Origin of the sequence: Pseudoalteromonas sp. UBA6610 (genome assembly GCF_002433295.1) — a bacterium.
GTDB lineage: Bacteria > Pseudomonadota > Gammaproteobacteria > Enterobacterales > Alteromonadaceae > Pseudoalteromonas > Pseudoalteromonas atlantica.
This window is the reverse complement of record NZ_DJHW01000066.1, coordinates 123,264-141,034: the sequence shown is the minus strand read 5'-3', so window position 1 is coordinate 141,034 and position 17,771 is coordinate 123,264. Positions and strand designations below refer to the sequence as shown.

General features: G+C 44.8%; 13 protein-coding genes. 2 read left to right on the top strand and 11 right to left on the bottom strand.

Annotated elements, in window-relative coordinates; all coding sequences use genetic code 11:
• Positions 1-147: 147 nt before the first annotated feature.
• Positions 148-1,641 (bottom strand): BCCT family transporter, encoded by a 1,494-nt coding sequence (locus B4F91_RS09445; RefSeq protein WP_288635671.1) that lies wholly within the window; start codon positions 1,639-1,641, stop codon positions 148-150.
• A 228-nt stretch (positions 1,642-1,869) separates the two neighbouring features.
• Between B4F91_RS09445 and B4F91_RS09440 the strand changes: the two genes are divergently transcribed.
• Both B4F91_RS09440 and B4F91_RS09435 read left to right on the top strand, forming a co-directional pair.
• Entirely contained in the window at positions 1,870-2,286 is a 417-nt protein-coding gene (locus B4F91_RS09440; protein ID WP_004587826.1) for an MgtC/SapB family protein, read from the top strand.
• 169 nt (positions 2,287-2,455) lie between these two features.
• Positions 2,456-3,640 (top strand): DUF1624 domain-containing protein, encoded by a 1,185-nt coding sequence (locus B4F91_RS09435; RefSeq protein WP_288635677.1) that lies wholly within the window; start codon positions 2,456-2,458, stop codon positions 3,638-3,640.
• A 61-nt stretch (positions 3,641-3,701) separates the two neighbouring features.
• On the opposite strand, the gene B4F91_RS09430 is transcribed toward B4F91_RS09435, so the two are convergent.
• From B4F91_RS09430 to B4F91_RS09385, 10 genes are all read right to left on the bottom strand, one after another.
• On the bottom strand, positions 3,702-4,727 hold the full coding sequence (locus B4F91_RS09430) for an energy transducer TonB (RefSeq protein ID WP_288635670.1): 1,026 nt from the start codon (positions 4,725-4,727) through the stop codon (positions 3,702-3,704).
• A 362-nt stretch (positions 4,728-5,089) separates the two neighbouring features.
• Complete coding sequence (locus tag B4F91_RS09425) at positions 5,090-6,271, bottom strand: Arm DNA-binding domain-containing protein (protein WP_288635668.1); 1,182 nt, start codon at positions 6,269-6,271, stop codon at positions 5,090-5,092.
• Between the two features lie 282 nt (positions 6,272-6,553).
• Positions 6,554-6,754, bottom strand: coding sequence for a hypothetical protein (locus tag B4F91_RS09420; protein ID WP_288635667.1), 201 nt, complete (start codon positions 6,752-6,754; stop codon positions 6,554-6,556).
• On the bottom strand, positions 6,754-7,056 hold the full coding sequence (locus B4F91_RS09415) for a hypothetical protein (protein WP_288635666.1): 303 nt from the start codon (positions 7,054-7,056) through the stop codon (positions 6,754-6,756). The genes B4F91_RS09420 and B4F91_RS09415 overlap by 1 nt, the downstream gene beginning before the upstream one ends.
• A 138-nt stretch (positions 7,057-7,194) precedes the next feature.
• Positions 7,195-7,680, bottom strand: coding sequence for a hypothetical protein (locus B4F91_RS09410; RefSeq protein ID WP_288635664.1), 486 nt, complete (start codon positions 7,678-7,680; stop codon positions 7,195-7,197).
• Between the two features lie 746 nt (positions 7,681-8,426).
• The gene (locus tag B4F91_RS09405) at positions 8,427-13,253 is read right to left on the bottom strand and encodes a tail fiber domain-containing protein (protein WP_288635663.1); all 4,827 of its coding nucleotides are present in this window, start codon (positions 13,251-13,253) and stop codon (positions 8,427-8,429) included.
• 12 nt (positions 13,254-13,265) lie between these two features.
• A complete protein-coding gene (locus B4F91_RS09400; RefSeq protein ID WP_288635662.1) occupies positions 13,266-13,643 on the bottom strand; it encodes a hypothetical protein in 378 nt (125 codons plus the stop codon).
• Positions 13,644-13,655: 12 nt separating this feature from the next.
• Positions 13,656-15,587, bottom strand: a complete 1,932-nt coding sequence (locus B4F91_RS09395) for a phage tail tip fiber protein (protein WP_288635661.1) — start codon at positions 15,585-15,587, stop codon at positions 13,656-13,658.
• Entirely contained in the window at positions 15,584-17,374 is a 1,791-nt protein-coding gene (locus B4F91_RS09390; protein ID WP_288635659.1) for a hypothetical protein, read from the bottom strand. Before B4F91_RS09390 ends, B4F91_RS09395 begins: the two co-directional genes overlap by 4 nt.
• Positions 17,374-17,748, bottom strand: a complete 375-nt coding sequence (locus tag B4F91_RS09385) for a D-Ala-D-Ala carboxypeptidase family metallohydrolase (protein ID WP_282337514.1) — start codon at positions 17,746-17,748, stop codon at positions 17,374-17,376. Before B4F91_RS09385 ends, B4F91_RS09390 begins: the two co-directional genes overlap by 1 nt.
• Between the last annotated feature and the right edge of the window lie 23 nt (positions 17,749-17,771).

Here is a 17,771-nt window from a genome sequence, read left to right as displayed (position 1 = left end):
ATCAAAAATATTACCTAAATTATAAACATCTTTAAAAATAGTATTGTAAAAATATGTATACCTGTTCTATATACTTAATTTTGAACGCCCTAAGCGTACAATTTAATACAGTGCGTCATCCTTTTATTAATAAAATGGGTTTAAGCCCTAATACTTAAATTCACTTATACACTCTTTTATAAAGCCCACCAGCTGCAAAATAAAAATAACTAAAAACGGTAAAGCGCCAATAATAGCAATGGTTCTGTTTAGTGGCTCATTATTTTGTACCAGTAATATAAAGGCACAAAGCCCAAGCGCGAGTGACCAACCATAAATACTCCATGCTTTTGCCTTTTTGCTATTTGTTAAATCACGTATTACTAATATGGCCGAATCGGCTGAGGTAACCACAAAAATAAGTAACAGTAACAAGCTTGACCAAATAAGTACGGCGCCTTGCCAGCCTAACTGCTGAAAAAATATAAATAGCCCTTGAGTATAGTCGGCTTTAATGGCATCTAAAATACCGGCATGGTAGGTTTTATCCCATGCGATAGCCGAGCCTGAAAACACACTAAACCACACAATAGTCACAAGCGTAGGTAGCAAAACTACGCCCAATATATATTGCCACACTGGCCGGCCTTGGCTAATTTTAGCTAAAAACACGCCAACAAAAGGTCCCCACGCTAACCACCAAAAATAATAATTGTAGGTCCAGCCATTTGCCCACCCGGGGTTATTAAGTTGGCTTTGTAATTGCCATGCCCCTGTAAAAATAAGCCGTAGGTAATCCCTTGTGCCTTCAATGGCAATAGCCATTATAGGCTGTATGGGCATTAACAAAAGCAACCACAATAAAAGTAAAAAAGCTAACCAAACATTAAACTTACTCAGCGTTTGAATACCTTTTTTAAGCCCAAGCTTGGCTGATATTGTATACAGCAATACAATTAAGCTGATTATGATAAAACCAGATACAAGCGCGGACTCTACCCCTAAGTTTATTTCAATTCCCTTGCGTAGCAATAACGTAGAGTTTGCAATTGTCCCAACCACACCAAAAAAAATGGCAAGCACGGCCACTAATTTAACAATAAAGGTAAGCCTGTTTTGGTATTTTATATTTATAGCGCCTTTTAACGCACTGATTACCGGTGCGCTAATATCACCACTGCAATGACTGTTTTTTGTTAAGCCACCTAACACAAGCCCAAATACAGCATAAAGAGCCCACGCATGCGCCCCCCAGTTAACCAACGTCAGCGCAAAAGCACTACTTACTTTGTCAGGGTAAAGTGTATGTTTTAAAGGAGAGTTAACTACATTCAACGCAGGCTCTGCAACTCCCCAAAAAATTAAACCCGATCCCATCCCTGCGGCAAAAAGCATAGAAAGCCAACCAAATAAGCCAAATTCAATATGGGCATTGTCACCGCCTACTTTTCGCCTACCAAGCGGGCTTATGGCAATAACGATAACTGCAACTAATAAAAAATTTACTAATAAAAAAAACGGCGCCCCTAAAAAACTTAAAGCGTTATTTATAAGCGGTTGCAAATGATTGGTGAGTAATTGAGGCGCCAAAAATGCAATAGCACAAAGAGTAAGGCAAAGTAATAACGCTGTTTTTTCAAGCTTGGTTGTATGTAAAGGCAAGTGAAATACTGTTTATTAATGTTTAATAATAAAATAATACGCACTTTGCATAATTAATTAAACGCATAGGCAGGGTTTATCTGTAAAAGCGTAAATTAACTATGTAAATGTTACCAATTAATCAATTAACGCCTCTCACATTTAAATTTAACACATTGATTTTAAGCAATAAAATAAGCTGGCCTGTAGGTTGCTATTAGTTTACACCCTTAACTAATAGAGAACATTATGGAAATTGATTTACAGTGGAACGAAATCATCGATAATTTAGTACACCTTGGCATTGCCTACATACTCGCACTGCCTATGGCTTACGACAGGGAGCGAAGCCACCATGGCGCAGGGTTAAGGACTTTTCCACTTGTGGCAGTTGCCTCATGCGGCTATGCGGTAATTGCTATGTCAGTGCTAGAAGGTGCAGAAGCGCAATCTAAAATGCTACAAGGGATTATTACCGGCATAGGCTTTATTGGCGGTGGTGCAATTTTAAAAAATAATAAATCTACATCGGGTACCGCAACAGCAGCAAGCATATGGAATATGGGTTTAATTGGTATAGCGGTTGCCTACAGCCGTTACGAAATTGCTATTTTATTAGCTATCATTAATTTTATAACACTGAGGTACATTAAAAAGTTTAAGTAATGCTAAGGTGTACCATTATGAAATTACTAAAAAGAAGATAAATTGTGAGTAACTACTGCAACCTAAATTAATGTAATAAATCAAGGCGCTTAAAAGCGCTCAAGCTCGCATGACGATACTATATAACATATAATATCGGCAAATTTATACAACGTATTTGAGCTTAATGATGTCGTCTCACTCTACAGCCCCTCGGTTACATCATATTGATTTATTGCGTGGCATTATCATTATATTTATGGTGATTGACCATGGTATGTATTATTGTCTTAATTACTCAGTAACCGATCCTATGACGGTTCCGGGTACCAGCCCTGTTACTTTTTTCACCCGCTTTATTTCGCACTTTTGCGCCCCTTTATTTGTTTTTTTAGCAGGCCTTTCAGCAGCTGTTACTGAGCATAAATACGCTTCAACTAAGGCATTTTCTTACAATTTAATTGTCCGTGGATTGGTGCTAATCATTTTTGAATTTACCATTGTTTCGTGGTCATGGAGCTTTAACCCCGCTTTTCCAATGTTGTACGCACAGGTCATTTGGGCAATAGGCTGGGGATTTGTCATATTAGGCTTATTACGTTTATTAGGCACTTATGCAGTGCTAATAAGTGCTTTATTGTTGGTGTTTGGCCATAATCTATTTGATGGCGTAAGCTTTGAGCCAAATACGTTCGCACATACACTTTGGTCTATTGCACATCAAAAAAATGTACTTGAACTACCTTTGGGCATAAAAATGAGAACAACTTACCCAGTTGCGCCCATTGTAGGTTTAATGGCTTTAGCTTACTGCGCGGGAGTATATTATAAAAAACACCAGTACAAAGCTCAGGTGATGAATTATGCAGCTATATTAGGTGCAAGCTGCCTTGCTTTATACACTGTGCTGCGCGGTTTTAATTTATACGGCGACACTTCAGTATTTACTATTCATACCAATACTATTAATACTGTTATGTCGTTTTTAAACCCGACTAAATACCCACTGTCATTACAATTTATGTTGCTAACCGTAGGCCTTGGGCTAATTGCGCTTAAACTTTTAAGCCATGTTAAAGCCGACTTTTCTCGTAACTTTTTACAAGTGCTTGGTAAAACCAGTATGTTCTCATACCTTGCACATTTGTATTTATTGCACGCTGTCGCTTGGTTGCTTATCCCTGTTTTAGGACTTAGTTTTAGCGATATGACATACGGTGACACATTAGTAGGCCTTCCACCGGGGTACGGTATGAGTTATGGCGCAACTTTGTTATTTATAGCTGTGGTTATAGGCTTAACCACTTTGCTTGCAAAACGCTATTTAGGCTGGAAGCGCAATAATAAGCACACTCTAATTGCCAAATATATATAACAAAAACCCCACAATAATATTGTGGGGTTTTTATTTAAGTGTTTATTACCAATAAAATACTTTATAAAAAGCTTTCACCAGTTTGTTTTAAAGTAACCGTTTGCGCCTGTGCACTTTTAATTAATAGCCCACAACGAATATCATTTTTTGAAATTAATATTTTATCAATCTCGTTGGTATTATAATTAACGACTTTGTTTTCACAGCGAAGTTGTACTTTAGATAACGGTTTACTCGCGCTAAGTTCAACCGTACCTTTAGAAAGTAAAGGTAAAACCGCTTTTTCAGACTCAAGCGTTATTTGCTGATTTATAGCGCCAGAGTTTTTATAAATGTCATTCACTTGTGCAAGTAATTGCGCTCTATTTTCCTCGCTAAACGTTATTGATTCAATATCGCCTAATGCATCAATTGCATCGTAAGCACGTACGTAGTCTTGTTTTGAAATAAACCACTGTAAGGCATTTTTAATAACACGCTTTTTTATTTGATCCGGTAAGTTATCTCTAAACAAAAAGGCTTCATAAATAGACTTATCAAAGCTTTTCCAATCTTGCACAAAGTAGCTATGTTGGCTTTTAAGCCAAGCCAGTAAAACTATTTCGACTGTGTTTTTAGTGTGTTCGTTTTCAAGCTCAGTTATATGCGTTTTAGCTTCATCGTACTTTTTATCATCAATAAGCTGGCTGGCTTTCTCATAATCGTCAAAAAACGCCGGGGATGCCTGATTGTTAGAAAAACTAGCATGTACATTTTGCGAGCTTACCGTAATAGTTTTCGCCGTAGGCACGGCACTGCCATTTATCTGTGCACTTTTATAATTAAGCTTAGAAACATAATCGAGAACTTCTCGTTGATATTTTTTTTGACCAAGCGAAGCCACAATTTCGATATCACTCACCTGGCCGTTTTCATCAACCACGTAGCTACTTAAATTAATCCCTTCTAACCTTGATGCACGCGGCGAGGTATTAGTAAGTTGGTCGTAATTTTTATTAATAATTTCAGCAGCTACAAAATCATCTGCTGATACTGATAGGTGAGTAAAGGTTGAAGCGAGAGAAAGTGCTAGTAAAAGTTTTTTCATCGATATATCCATCCTAGATTATGTTTCTATTATAAAAACAAAGGTACTCCATAAATGCAAGTTAATCCATAAAAAACACGTCATTTTTTAATCAACTTTATACCAATCCGCTTAATTAAGTGAGCTATTTTGAGGCTGGAAAACGTGTTTGTAGCTAGGTAAAAAAGTTGGCTATTTAATTATTCTAATTGAGAATTTTAACGCAGGTAGCGACATGTTTAGCCGCACAAAATGATTCAGTATTACGGATTGGTATTATTATGGGTTTTATAAAAGACACAGGCATAAAAAAAGGCGCCTTAAACAGCGCCTTTGGATTCAAGTATGTGTGCTTAAAACATATCTTTTTAGGAGAAGATTCGCTAGATAACTGAAATCATTGAATTTTTAACGATTTCAATTTTTGTGGGGTCATCAAGGGTCCAAACCGGTTTAGCATCTGGAATGAATTTCCCATACACCTTACGAATCATTGCGGTATCAGTATGCCCTAAATGGGCTGCAACTGTCGACTCCGGTTCACCAGCTTTTAGCATCCAACTGGCGAAACTATGTCGAGTAGTGTAAGGCGCTAGGTAGGCTAAGCCTGCCTTGTTAAGTATTCCCTTCCAATGTTTGGTCGTGAACAGCCTTGACGACGTGTAAGGTTTCCCCATGCTCGTTACCCAAGCCCTGTCTGAATCGTGAGTCAGCAATTCTTGTTCTAAGGCCAATCTCGCGGAGGACGGAAGGTATATCTTTCTCGCTCGGCCACTCTTCGGCGATTGTTCTTCTCCGTACTGGGTTAAAGTGCGTTTCACAATTATATAGGGTAGACATACGTCCTCTCTCCTTAATGCTGCTGCCTCCCCTGGTCTTAAACCAGACCAGAAAAGAAATGTAACTAAACGTTTACGGCTCTCACTGGTACAAGCTTTTACAATTCGCTCTGCTTCGTCAATCGTGAACACCTCATTGGACTCTATACCTTTATGTAGACCTTCGAGTGTTAGCGCTTTTGACTTCGACTCCACGGAATCTAGCATAGGACCAAATCTGTCCTCCTCAAGAACAAGTGCTCTAACGGCGCGAGTCACAGCAAAACGTATAAGCCAAAGTCTAAAAGATGCCAACTCTGGTGAGGGCGACTTACTAATAATACCCTCCCTAAGTTCCATAGCCTGTTTTGGTGTAACGTTCGCCGCGTCTATATGGCCGTAATTCTCTATGACCCATTCCGCGCGTATTGTATAGGTATTATGGGTTGAGCCTTTAACCCTACCTTTTTTAGCTTTGATGAAGTGCTCTTGGATAACAGCACCCAGCGTTCGCTCGTCTTTTTTCAAACTTGGATCGTTTGGGAAATACTGCGCTAAATCAAACTGGCCTAAGCTAATATCCCGCCTTATAGCATTCAACATTTGCTCTGCGGCCTTGATATTTGCTTTAGTCGGTGGTATTCCTAATGATCGTTTCCACTGATTCTTTTCATTCGGTGGGCGAAATGCAATACGCAGCTTGTCTCTGTGTATTGTAATACCCTTGGGTAATTCTAAATCACTCATATGTCTATACTCCTGACAGTGATTACCCCCCGCTATTTAGATTAAAGTACGGGGATCTGTGTGTCTACGTTTTTGACATAAAAAAGCCCCGCCTAGAATGCTACTAGGCGGGGTTTTTCGGTTATGGGCTACTAGCCCTCTAACGCCTCTTTGATCATCGCATGCAACTCATCATCCCACTTTGGCTTTGTGCTCTTGACGAGTTTACCTGAGACAAAAAGTACAAACTTTATAAAAAACTTTGTCGTAAAAAGCTTAGTAGCTAAGAACGAAAGTAGTTTTCTAAGCATCAGCTTCTTCCTTTTTATCTACTACTGGCACAGCTTCTACGAGTTCAGCTAGGCTTTGGCCTTTGAAGCCAACACGCTGCGCAATCTGGCCTAATACTTCGCTAAGCCCCTTACTTTCATCTTGGGCATCGAGTACACGGGCTTTTAGGCGAATGACCTGAGCCTGTAGTTCGTTTACCTTGTCCTCACCCATTATTCGACCCCGATTACTTCAGTCTTACAATGAAGCTCTGCCGCCTCTTCTGCGCTAAGTCCGCTGTACTGCTCTGCGGGTAACGCGTAGCTGGCAAAATCTGCGTTGTACGTTTCGGTATCGATAAGGATATAAGGTGCTGCGCCATTGTCCTTTGCTGTCTGCGACGGCCAGTAGCCAATGCGGTAGTTAAGCGAGAAGCTGGCCGTTTCTGACTCAATCTCACCACTGCCCTCACGAATGTCATATACATAAGCTTCGCTTGTATTTGCCGTAAAATCTGAGCGAAGAACCTGAAACACGGCTGCCTCGAACTCAGTACCCTGTGGGTCTGTAAATGCTGCTGTAAACATTTTTAAGCCTCTTATTATTAGTGAGTCCCGATTATAACGCGCTACTACTCATTAAAAAAGTAGTATTACTGTTAAAATAAAATATAGCTACGTGCCTACTGCGCGTACCGTAACACTGGCCGTAGTGCTTAGTGTCTTATCTGGGTAGTCCTTGTGCCTAGCGTACATTCTCACTGTGCAAGTCACCCTAAATTCTTCACGTTTTTGCGCTGTAACCGTGACACTCACCGACTTATTCGATGATGACCAAGTGCCTGGGCTGCCAGTATTTGACGATAACTTGGGTTTTACAGCGGGGTTAGTCGTTCCATAGCCACTGCCGAACTGATAGCTCAGTGTGTACCGAAACTCCGCGTTGTCTTTGATGAACTTACTATACCCTAAGTCCCAATCGTCAACTTCACCGCTCCATATGTTCCAGCCTACGCCCACACTTCTTGTGCCATAAGAAGTGCTCAGCTGACGGAAAGGTTTATCGGATGGGTGGAAAGCAATAAAAAACGCTGTAGCCGAGCCCCTAAAGTCTGTGATTCTCAAGGTTCCCGATGTAGGTATGCCAGAATTAGCCGCCATATCAGGGACATTACGCCCCTTCCTGAAATAGTCCCTAAGATTGCTGCCGCCCCCGAAGAAGTTTTTAATATTAAGCAGCGATATGTTGCCCGACGTGCGGCCCATACTAATAACGTGATGGCTTGATGGAACAAGCTCGCTACTCGTGCTAAGGCTAACACTGTACACACGACTGCCTATGCGAACCGTTACTGTCTTGCTCGCCAGAGCTTCCGTAGGAGCTCTGTATGCTATTTGGAAATCTCGGCGATAGACTGAATTCATGAATAAGTCAGTAACCCAATTCCCCTCAAAATCACCATCTATAAGCCTGAAACGAACTTCGGGGTTATCGCTGCGAAGGTGGACAACTGTTCTCTCACGTGTCGATAGTCTGTACGTTTGGCTAATCACAAATTCATTAGCATTGAGGCCTGAGTAAGATGTATCAATACTACTCGGTGACAAGTAAAACGGATTCGGGTTGGTTATAGAGGAAACAACCCTAATAACAAAACTTCGAGTGGAGCCGTTGCTGGGGTCGTACACCTCTAATTGGTCCGTGCTGTAAGGCGCTGAACTCTTGATACGGTATGCTTTTGGTGCACCGTTCTCAACTACCGCAGTAGACGTGCTAGTCCAGTAGCTGCTAGAGAATCCCCGCACATGTAACGCCGTTAAGGCGCTAATGTTGGCGAACCTGACAAGGGTGTCACGCTGAACGTTAATTTCATAAGGAACATCGTTGAGACGCCCCCTATCAATCTCTATCTCGATGGTGTCTGACATTGCACCTCCTGTAGTTTACGGATACTTTCCGCTTGCGTGTTGACGATCTCTTTTAGCTCTTTGACAGCTTCGACTAGCAGGCCGATAACACCATTGTGCGCGACCTGTAATCTGCCCTCTGCCTCTGTTACTGCCTCTGGTAGCACTTCCTGTACTTCTTGCGCGATAACACCCGCCGATTCCTTGTTGTCCAAATCATTACGCGTGTAAGTGTTGCCCGTTAGCTTACAGACTTTATCCAAGGCATCGGGGATAACCTTAATATTATCCTTAACACGTCTATCAGAAGTCGCTATGAAGTCAGGGGCATACATTTGGCCGCTTGCAGTGCAGTTACCCCTATAGTCCATGCGGAAATAGCCGTCAGTGCCGTTGACTGTCCTACTATTAGTATACGCAAACATGCCAAAATACTGATTACCTAGACCGCCAACTGTCCATGTGTAACTAGAGTGGCGTTGCCTTATCATCGCAGCGTATGAGTTATTACCAACATTACTCCCGTTGTAGACAGCAACCGAGGTGCTATCACGCTGGCTTATCCAGCTGCTCCCCGTATTATCCCTACGGAAACCTTGGTTAGCATGGACCCCACCTGTGGTACGAATAGAAGACGTACTACCATTGGTGATGTAGAGCATTTTATTACCATACGCGCGGATCCAAGTGGTGTCCGTCATACGCCAGCCACCGCCATATGAACTGAAGTAGATACCTTGGTCGCCCTTAGTCCGTAGCCAAGTATCAGAGCCATTAAGAATGATATGACCGTCCTGTTTTAGACCTCCTTGCACATGGGTGGCCCCGTTGATAACTACGTCGCCGTTACGTCTAAACGCAGCGATAGTACCTCTGTCGCCATTGGATATTGAGTACCCGCCACTCGTTGTACTTGTCTGCACACGCATCTCGGCTGAGTCAGCGTGAGATTCAAGTCGGAACCCGCCGTTGGCTGAGTTCTTACCTACGATGGCTACGTTCGTGTTCTGTGTTGGGTGGCTAAACACTGCAACCACTTGATTAGTCCCTAACGCAGTACCATCAGCATATAATGCCCCCTCCGCTTTTACAGAGCCTGAAAACTTAACAGTCTGTCCGCTAACGTCTACGTTCACATAAGCAGAACCATCATACCAAGCATGTTTGAAAGCCCTTGTCCCACCACTTGAACTCTCGCCATACCAATGAGCGCGCCCCTGATCATCTTCATCACGAACGTCCACACGTTGCTTCGCATCGTTAGGGGCAGCAAACCTAGTGATTCCCCTAGCGTATATCGTGCCGTGATGAACGGTTGCGGCTTGGAACGTGGCAACATCATGAACCTTCAACGTTGACTCTGCATCAATGGCTGCCCCAGTCCTAATAGAAGGAGCAGACATAACCAGCTCCTGCGTACAAGCTATCTCGTTATTGTCTAAACCTAATCCGCTAGAGCCAGTACCTATGAACAGCCAACCGTTACTAGCGTTACTGTAGTTAGCACCTATTGTGCCTGTACCTGTTATAACTTGATCTGTCGTGAAGGTGTTCTTAACAGATTTCTTAGGGATATCTCCAGTGTTACCGTTGTGCCACACACGTTTGCCGTTCACCTCCAAATCTTTATTGAAGTAGAAGGCTGGGCGGTCAGTGAAGATGTGCGCGTAGCTGGTATTTGCGGGGCCAATATCTATGTATCCATGAACGTTCTTTGAAGTAACACCGCCCCAAGAGTTTGATGCTAGACCTATATTGCCCGCATGCCACAGGACGTTACCTTTGTATCGAACATCAGTAAGGTTTATGTTTAGGGTCGTCGTCAACTGCACCGCCTGACCTGCTGTCACCCCCGCGCCTAGCTCAAAGTTAAAACTAGGATTACTCGGGCTGTCCGTGTTCACCTCAATACGAGCAGAGTTACCATTCTGTACAGGAACACCTCTAGTATGATTGAAAGTTACGTTCGAATTACCGTAACCATCATTAGTGGCTAGTGAGGTCTTACCGTTCAGGCTCCCCACCACATTACCTGAAGTAAAAGCATCGCCTGAGCTCGGCATAAAACGGCTATTACTCTCAGTCCTTGTGTAGACTTCATTCTTGGAGTAAACACCAACGAAGTTACGCACAGCGCCCATATCAGAACAGAAACGGATATAATTGTCGCTTGTGCTTCTTCTAAACGCTATGGCACCGCTAATATCTGACTGGTTACTGTAGGTAGACCTAAACAATCGTGCATAAATATCACCATTTGAGTTACGGCTGGCGATAGAGTTTGCGCCTGTTCCTTCAGAGTAACCACGGCCACCTAGTTTACTTGCATTCGTTGCTGTAGCGGTTTTACCTAGATACTTTGACGATAGCGCAGTGCCATTCTCGTAAAGAGTTACACCGTGAACCTCTTTGAACCTCCATGAAATTGTCCCTAAGCTACTAGTGCCATTTTTGTAAGGAAGGAAACCCCCAACCTCAGCAATCGCACGGAGCCATTTTGGGTCAGTACCAGGGTTGTTTGTTAAGGTAAACCGCGGGACTGTCGGGTGTCCCTGCATGTCTAGCCCTACAAAACTAGGCTGCTCCTTAACCTCTGACCAGCGAACGTCCGTAATGAAACCACCACTAGACACCGTAGGCTCTGAAACAGAGATTGAGAACTTTAGTTTATCCGCAAAGTTATACGTACTCGTATTCGCAGGACTGAACGACATGTTGGTGATAACGAACTCATACTCGTACGTGTTACCCTTTGTTGGTGCTGGGAGGGTTACTGTATCTTCGAAGTTGAACGACGAACGGTATAGGCGTACACCGCCGTCCTCTGTTGAGTATTTAATCGTCGAACTTAAACGGATTTTTGATTGCCCGCTGCTGAAATTATGCGGCGCGCCATTTATCTTCATTTCTAGGTCGAACTGCACGTCTTTGCGGTTTACTTCATTCGGCCCCACTACGCTAATAGTCATCTTCTGCGCGCTACCACCGGACTTCAACGCAGGAACGGTAATTTTCTTGCCTTGGCCTATGCCAGTTGACGACACCGACTTAGTACCACCCAAGATTTCAGCATCGGGGTTGATACGAACAATACCGTCTTTGAACGCTGGGTCGAGCATGTGTTCGCGAACCGAACCCGCTGGTAATGACAGGTTATCCGATAGAAGCGTTAAGCCATCAACTGCTAAGCTACCACTGTCAATCGTTTCAGCCGACAAGCGTTGGATAGTCGCTTCGTCCAAGTACATATAGTTTCTATCTTCCGAGAAGTAGAAAGGGAACTTAGACTTGTCCAGCTCTGAGCTACCATTCCAGTTTGGCGGTACAATCGCAATTTCATCGGCTTGGAAGTACAGCTTGCCTCCCGCCTCTGCGCCACTGCCATTAGCTAGCAGGTGCACACCTGATACTTTACCGTTGGCGTCTGCTTTGATTACACGTTCAGCTTTTAGCTGACCTGTTTCATTATCAGTGTATGCTTTGGCCGTATCGAGTGCTGAAGCAATAGCATTACTCTGTGTAGTATTAACAGTTTCAATACGACTCGCATTTGTAGATGTAGCGCTCTCTAACGTGCTTACCTTACTGGCATTGCTATCCGCCTTAGTTTCAACCGTTGATAACCTATAAGCATGGCTTGAACTTGTGCTTTCCAGCGATGAAACACGGTTTGTTACCGCTATCACCTTAGAGTTAGCCGTATCGGCTGAGTCTTGCGAGTTATTGGCCTTAGTTACCGCTGACGCGGCTTTGGTTTCGACGTTCGTTAAGCGCGTTGCATGACCTTCGCTTGTTTGCTCTAACGTAGAGACCTTAGACTCAGTATCGTCTGCTTTCGTTTCAACGTTCGTAAGTCGAGTAGCGTGCGTTTCCGTTGTCTCCTCAAGCGCCGAAGTACGGTTCTGGGTGCTGGTAGACCTCGTTTCTACTATAGATAACCTTGAAGCATGGCTTGACGACGTATACTCAAGCGTTGCTATCTTTGAATCCGCTTCTTCGCCTCGTGCTTCAAGCGTTCGGATCAAGCTAGCATTCTCTGAATCAGTTTCTTCCAGCGTTTTGATAGTGGCGAACGCCTCACCATCCCAAACGCCAAGACTAGACAAGCGTGTAGCCTGTTCTTCCGACGTTGACTCTAACGAAGCTACACGTGAGCGAGTGCTGCCATCGTTAGTTTCAAGCACAGCGATTTTTTGCGCTTGTTCATCAGTAGTATTTTTAAGCTGCGTGATAGACGAACCTTGCTCACCACTTAGGCTAACTAGATTTAGCAGGTCATTCTCGACCTCGCTAATAGACTCATTTAACGAATCCACTGAGCTTGAGAAGTCTACTTGTGCGCTTTGGAGGGCTTGGCTGAGCGCCACATCAGCAGCTTTTAAGCGAGAATCAGCGTCCGCCAAAGCTTGCTCGACTGAATACAGGCCATCATTAACATCATATAACGAACTATTGTACCCGTCCTGTTTCTCTAGTATTTCTGCTAAGACTTCGGGGTCTACGTCTTTACCGTCTGCACCTTTGATTAGAGACCAATCGTAAAGCGACGGGTCTGATAGGTCGGGTTCTTCAACTCGTTGGCCTACAGCGAAGCCTATGTATTCTTTGCCTTCTGGGGAAAGACTAATACCATTGCCGAACGCATCATCAGCGTATGCCTTCCAAATATGGTAAGCTGGGCCTTGAGCCTCGGCAGCTAGGTCTATCAGGTGCCAAGCACCGTCTAACCTCGCATACAACGCGGTGTGGTCGTTCCACACCCCGTTTTGTTTTATCTTTATTGACGAGACTCGTTGCCAAGTCCCGTTTATTTTTATAGCCGACATTGCGGTTTTCCATTAGGGGGCTGCGACAATCCAAATGTCACCGTCTTTACCCTGCCCCGCGCTTGGGGCTGTGGTTGAGACAGTAACGCGATTACCTAGCTTCTCTAATGTATCACTGACCTGCGCTGCAAGTCGTGTGTTTGTGGTTGCTGACACGCTGCGCATAATACCATATAACACATTGTTTTTTGTAGTTAAGTTGTATGGTTTATCGATGCGAATTGTCGAATCATCAATGACCTCAAGTACCTCGTAAACGCGTGTATCTAGGACGAACATATCGCCCTCCGCAGGCTTGTTCGCTGCCGATGCCCAATACGTGCCGATGCCCTCAATAATATCGCTATCTTTAGTTAGGTTAACAACACCCGTTCTGTACCATTTACTCATAAAATTTTACCTCTAGTAGTGAAGGCCGGACACGTTCTTAAACGTGCTGCCCGTCTTAAATACGTCTGCAACAATCGCTGATTGCTGCACTAGAATGTTATCGTTTACATCTGGCCTAAGCTCCACGGCAAACGTATGTTCAGCAGTGCCTTTAGGAATATGGCAACCTAGTTGAACCGTTACAGAACCCTCCTCCTCAACATTGTGTGAATGGAACTTCTGAACAACTGACCCATCGAGCCGTAGATAAACGTCAAAGTTACTCGTAGAGCCACCACCGCCTTGGTGGTCTAGCGCTATGCCGCTAACAACTAGTACGCGTTCTTCGGTCGCACCCAAAAGACCAGGGCTGATTGTTCCTTGGATCAGGATGTAAACCTCTCTAGGACCAACCTCAATCTCACGGTCAACAACGATCACCGTACGGTCAACAATGTCACCCTCAATATTCTGCGCGTATAACGTACCCTCTATCGTGCAGGACTCATCAATCCGCACATTTTCAAGGTATCCACTCTTTGCCGCTACGTTACCCTCGAAGAAGCCGTCACGGGTTCGCATGATCCCATCTTGGCTAACTGAGAACCTGTCGCCAATTGTCAACGTAGCACCGTCAATCGAACCACCAGTAATGCTAGGTGATGAGAATGAAAGACCCACTTTAACGCGCTCCGCTACGATGTTAGCGGCCAGCAAGTTGTATATCTCTGCATCTTGGATAAACGCTTTGTCTATAACCGTTTTGCCGTCTTTGATGATGAACGGGAACACATTTTCATTGCCCCCCGTTACCGCGAAGGTCTGCGCGTCGACAACAAAGCTCGTTTGAGTGCCGTCGTTTAGGAAACCCACGCCACCTTGGAGGCCAGCGACACTTGTTTTTACACCCCATTGCGCTTCATAGACTCCGCCTTGTGATGCGGTAGTGCTAGCCAATTGCTGAAGGCTTACGTTTGTGCCGTCGTAATCAACAGTGAAGTTTCTAATAGCCTGTGCGATAGCCCCTTCCGCACTACTAAGCACCGTATCGAACTCGGTTATTTTAGCGTCAACTATGTTACCAAGGTCATTCTCCCACTTGGATTCAAGCTCTTGGATACGCAGCACATAAGCTTCGTCCGCGTTGACCGCCGCATGTATGCCCCCCGACAGGCGAGCATAGTTTTTAGCGAATTGCTGCTGAATGCTCTCTGTCTGCGTGTGCTTTGACAATGCCTCGCTCATAGCTTGCTCGGCCAGCATATCGCTGAGCGTAGCGCTTCCGTTGATCAAATCAGCAAGCCCTGAGTCACCTAAACCGCTGCCTTGGAGCGTTCGGTTTATGGTGTCCATTATGCTTAGGTCACTGCGCAGCCACTTAAAGTTGTTGCTGCCCGCGACTTCCTCGCTGAACTTAACCAGCACTTGCTCTGGGCTTTCAGACGTACTAGCGCGTGTACCCTCTGGCGAGCTTATATCACCCGCTTGGTAATCACGGTTTAAGTGCCTAGCCCAATAAACAAAAGTTCTAGCTGGCTCAACCAAGTCAGAGAAGAAACCCGTTGCCGACGTACCAACGTATTCAGCCTCGCTGAACACTGGCGTAGCCGTTAGGTCATCAGTCACATCAACGCGATAAATCTCTGTGGCCGCGTACCAATCGGCCTTTGGCCTATCCCACTCAAGACCTACCATGTTGAACATACCGAATGCCGCAAAGTTAGTTGGCTTCGTCGGCATAGGGTCATTAAACGCCGTAACAACACCTGTAGCGGATTTTGTAGCGACAGACGATAAATCATCAGTACCTATCGCTTTCTTTAAATCTCTGAACGTTACAGCTCGATCTAGCGTGTTACCACGCCCCATACCCGCCTGTATTTGGACAGTTTCACGTAACGAGTTAAGGAACTGCGAAACAGAGCGAGATACGTCTTTAGGAACAGGCGGTAAAGCTCGACTCATACAAGCTCCTCCGGTGATTGCGCAAGCTGAATGTCACGAACCTCTAACTTAGCCGCTTGGCTTATTGGTTCGACAGCCGTTCGCCATCTAAAGGCACGACTGTTAAACGGCAGATAGAAAAACGATGGGCTTTCAACAAGCTTCGTATAGACCACGGTATCACCCGTTGTGGCATGGTCATACTCTACACGCACTTTCACGGGATACGTGTTGGCTCGTACCTTCGCGATATTGAAGCAAACAGGGTCATTGAACAGGTATGTTTTTGACTCCCAGCCTAATTCCATGAACCCATCTTCTGACGAATCAAAAAGCATCAACTCACGGGTATCACTATCAACGTAGGCTAGGTCATTTGTCTCCTCTAGCTCAACGAAGGACTCAGCTCTTAGGTCTACCGTTCTAATACCCGCATTTGGGTCTAACGCGTCAAACACGAGCGTTTTATCAACCGTCGGGCAGCGAACAAAAACCTTGTTGTCGTAGTTACCAAGTATCATTGTGCTTGGGTCAAGCTTGCGCCACGAGTCATTGTCTATAAAACCTGTACTCACGTTAGCAATCGCGTAGCCCTCAATACGGTGCAGCCCCGTTTCACTAGTAAAGTAGACAGCGCCCGCGACCTCAGTCGAACCTTGTGGGCTTGAGCAAGGAACGGGGTCTGCAAGACGTGCCGCGTCCATCGACTCAGGGTGTACACCCTGCACCACATAAGGCACACCCGTCGTTAGCACAACAAGGTTTGAACCCGAAGTCTCGATTGTCACAATGTCCTCTTGGAATACCTTGTAATACCTGACAGGCCACGCGTAGAAAGCGTCTGGCTCAGCGAAGCACAAGATACGTTTATTGTGCCCCACAAGAATATCTGAACCCATAACAACGACCTTTTGCATTGGTCCATTCGGGTAAAGCTCCGTGTTCAAGTCTGGCGCGCCCACCCAATCTTCGTTGATAGGCGAGTCCAATAAGTCACCGCTGTACGTTGTGTCTGTATAAGTGTTCTGTGTCGCTGGAATTTCAGCAACGAACTGGTAGACAGCCGTACCTGAACTCGCTAGGTTCGTTCTGAATATGCGAATTTTTGCGTTTGTTCCGCGCAATGGGTCAGTAAGCAAAAGACTATCTGGCGGCGTAGGGAAAGTGAGCGTAACCGCCGTTGTATTTACGTACTCCCATTCTCGGATTTTTACTATATCCGTAGGGTCTGCCAACGCGCTCAAACGCCCCCAAGCGTCAACATAGCAGTAAGAGTATGCAACTTCTGAGTAGTCATACTCACTGTCCTCTGGGTCTTGGTAAGGCTTCAAGCCGACGATGCCGTCGCCATCAGTGTCACCCGTTGAGTCTACGCCCTCCTCTTGGGGTTCGTAGTACCAATGCTCAGCATCACCAGTGATAACAGAGTCGATTTTGTCAGGAACTGGTACATTCAAAGGGTACGTAACCGCAGGATAAGGACCACTGCCCTCCTCTGCATTTAGGTTATACACGACCCGTGGTTCACTATTGGCCGAAGCAAACAGTGCGTAGTCGTAAGCGTCATTCTTGAGTGGCGCATTAACAGCGTACGTAATCTCAGGCCATGTAAACCATTGGTCACGGTACTTGTGCATAGACTTAGTATCACTACGACCAAAGCTGCCCAATGACGTAGGGAGTGCCCACGGTTCTAAGATTCCCCGCTCTGACTTAGTGTTGTTCGACAACGTAGCGTAGCCATCTGGCAATTGCTCATCGTCGAACTTAGGCGCAGTGCCTAGGAAAGCATTAAACAGAATTTTCATTAATGATACGTCCAACTAACAGGTTCACTCGACACACGCCAGTCGATATGCAGGAACGAGTTAGCAAAGCCGAAGCCCTTTGCGCCCAGCTTTAACGCAAGCTCAACAATCTGCATTCGTTTTACGCCCCACGGCACATAAATATCAAAAGCGACACCTTTGAAGTGTTGACCTGGTTGTTCTTTTTCCGCCTCTTCGGGGTGTCTAGCACAGCGGTAGGCGCTCGTTAACGCAAGAGGACCAACCTCATCACGAATTTTTTGAAGCATCCGCAGCGCATATGGATCACATTCGTTCTCCACTTCACCTTTGCAGAAGTCACATTTACAGCGTAGCTCCGAAGGCTTGAAGTTTTTTGTTCTTGGTTCTGCCATGAAAAAGCCCCATAAATATTAGT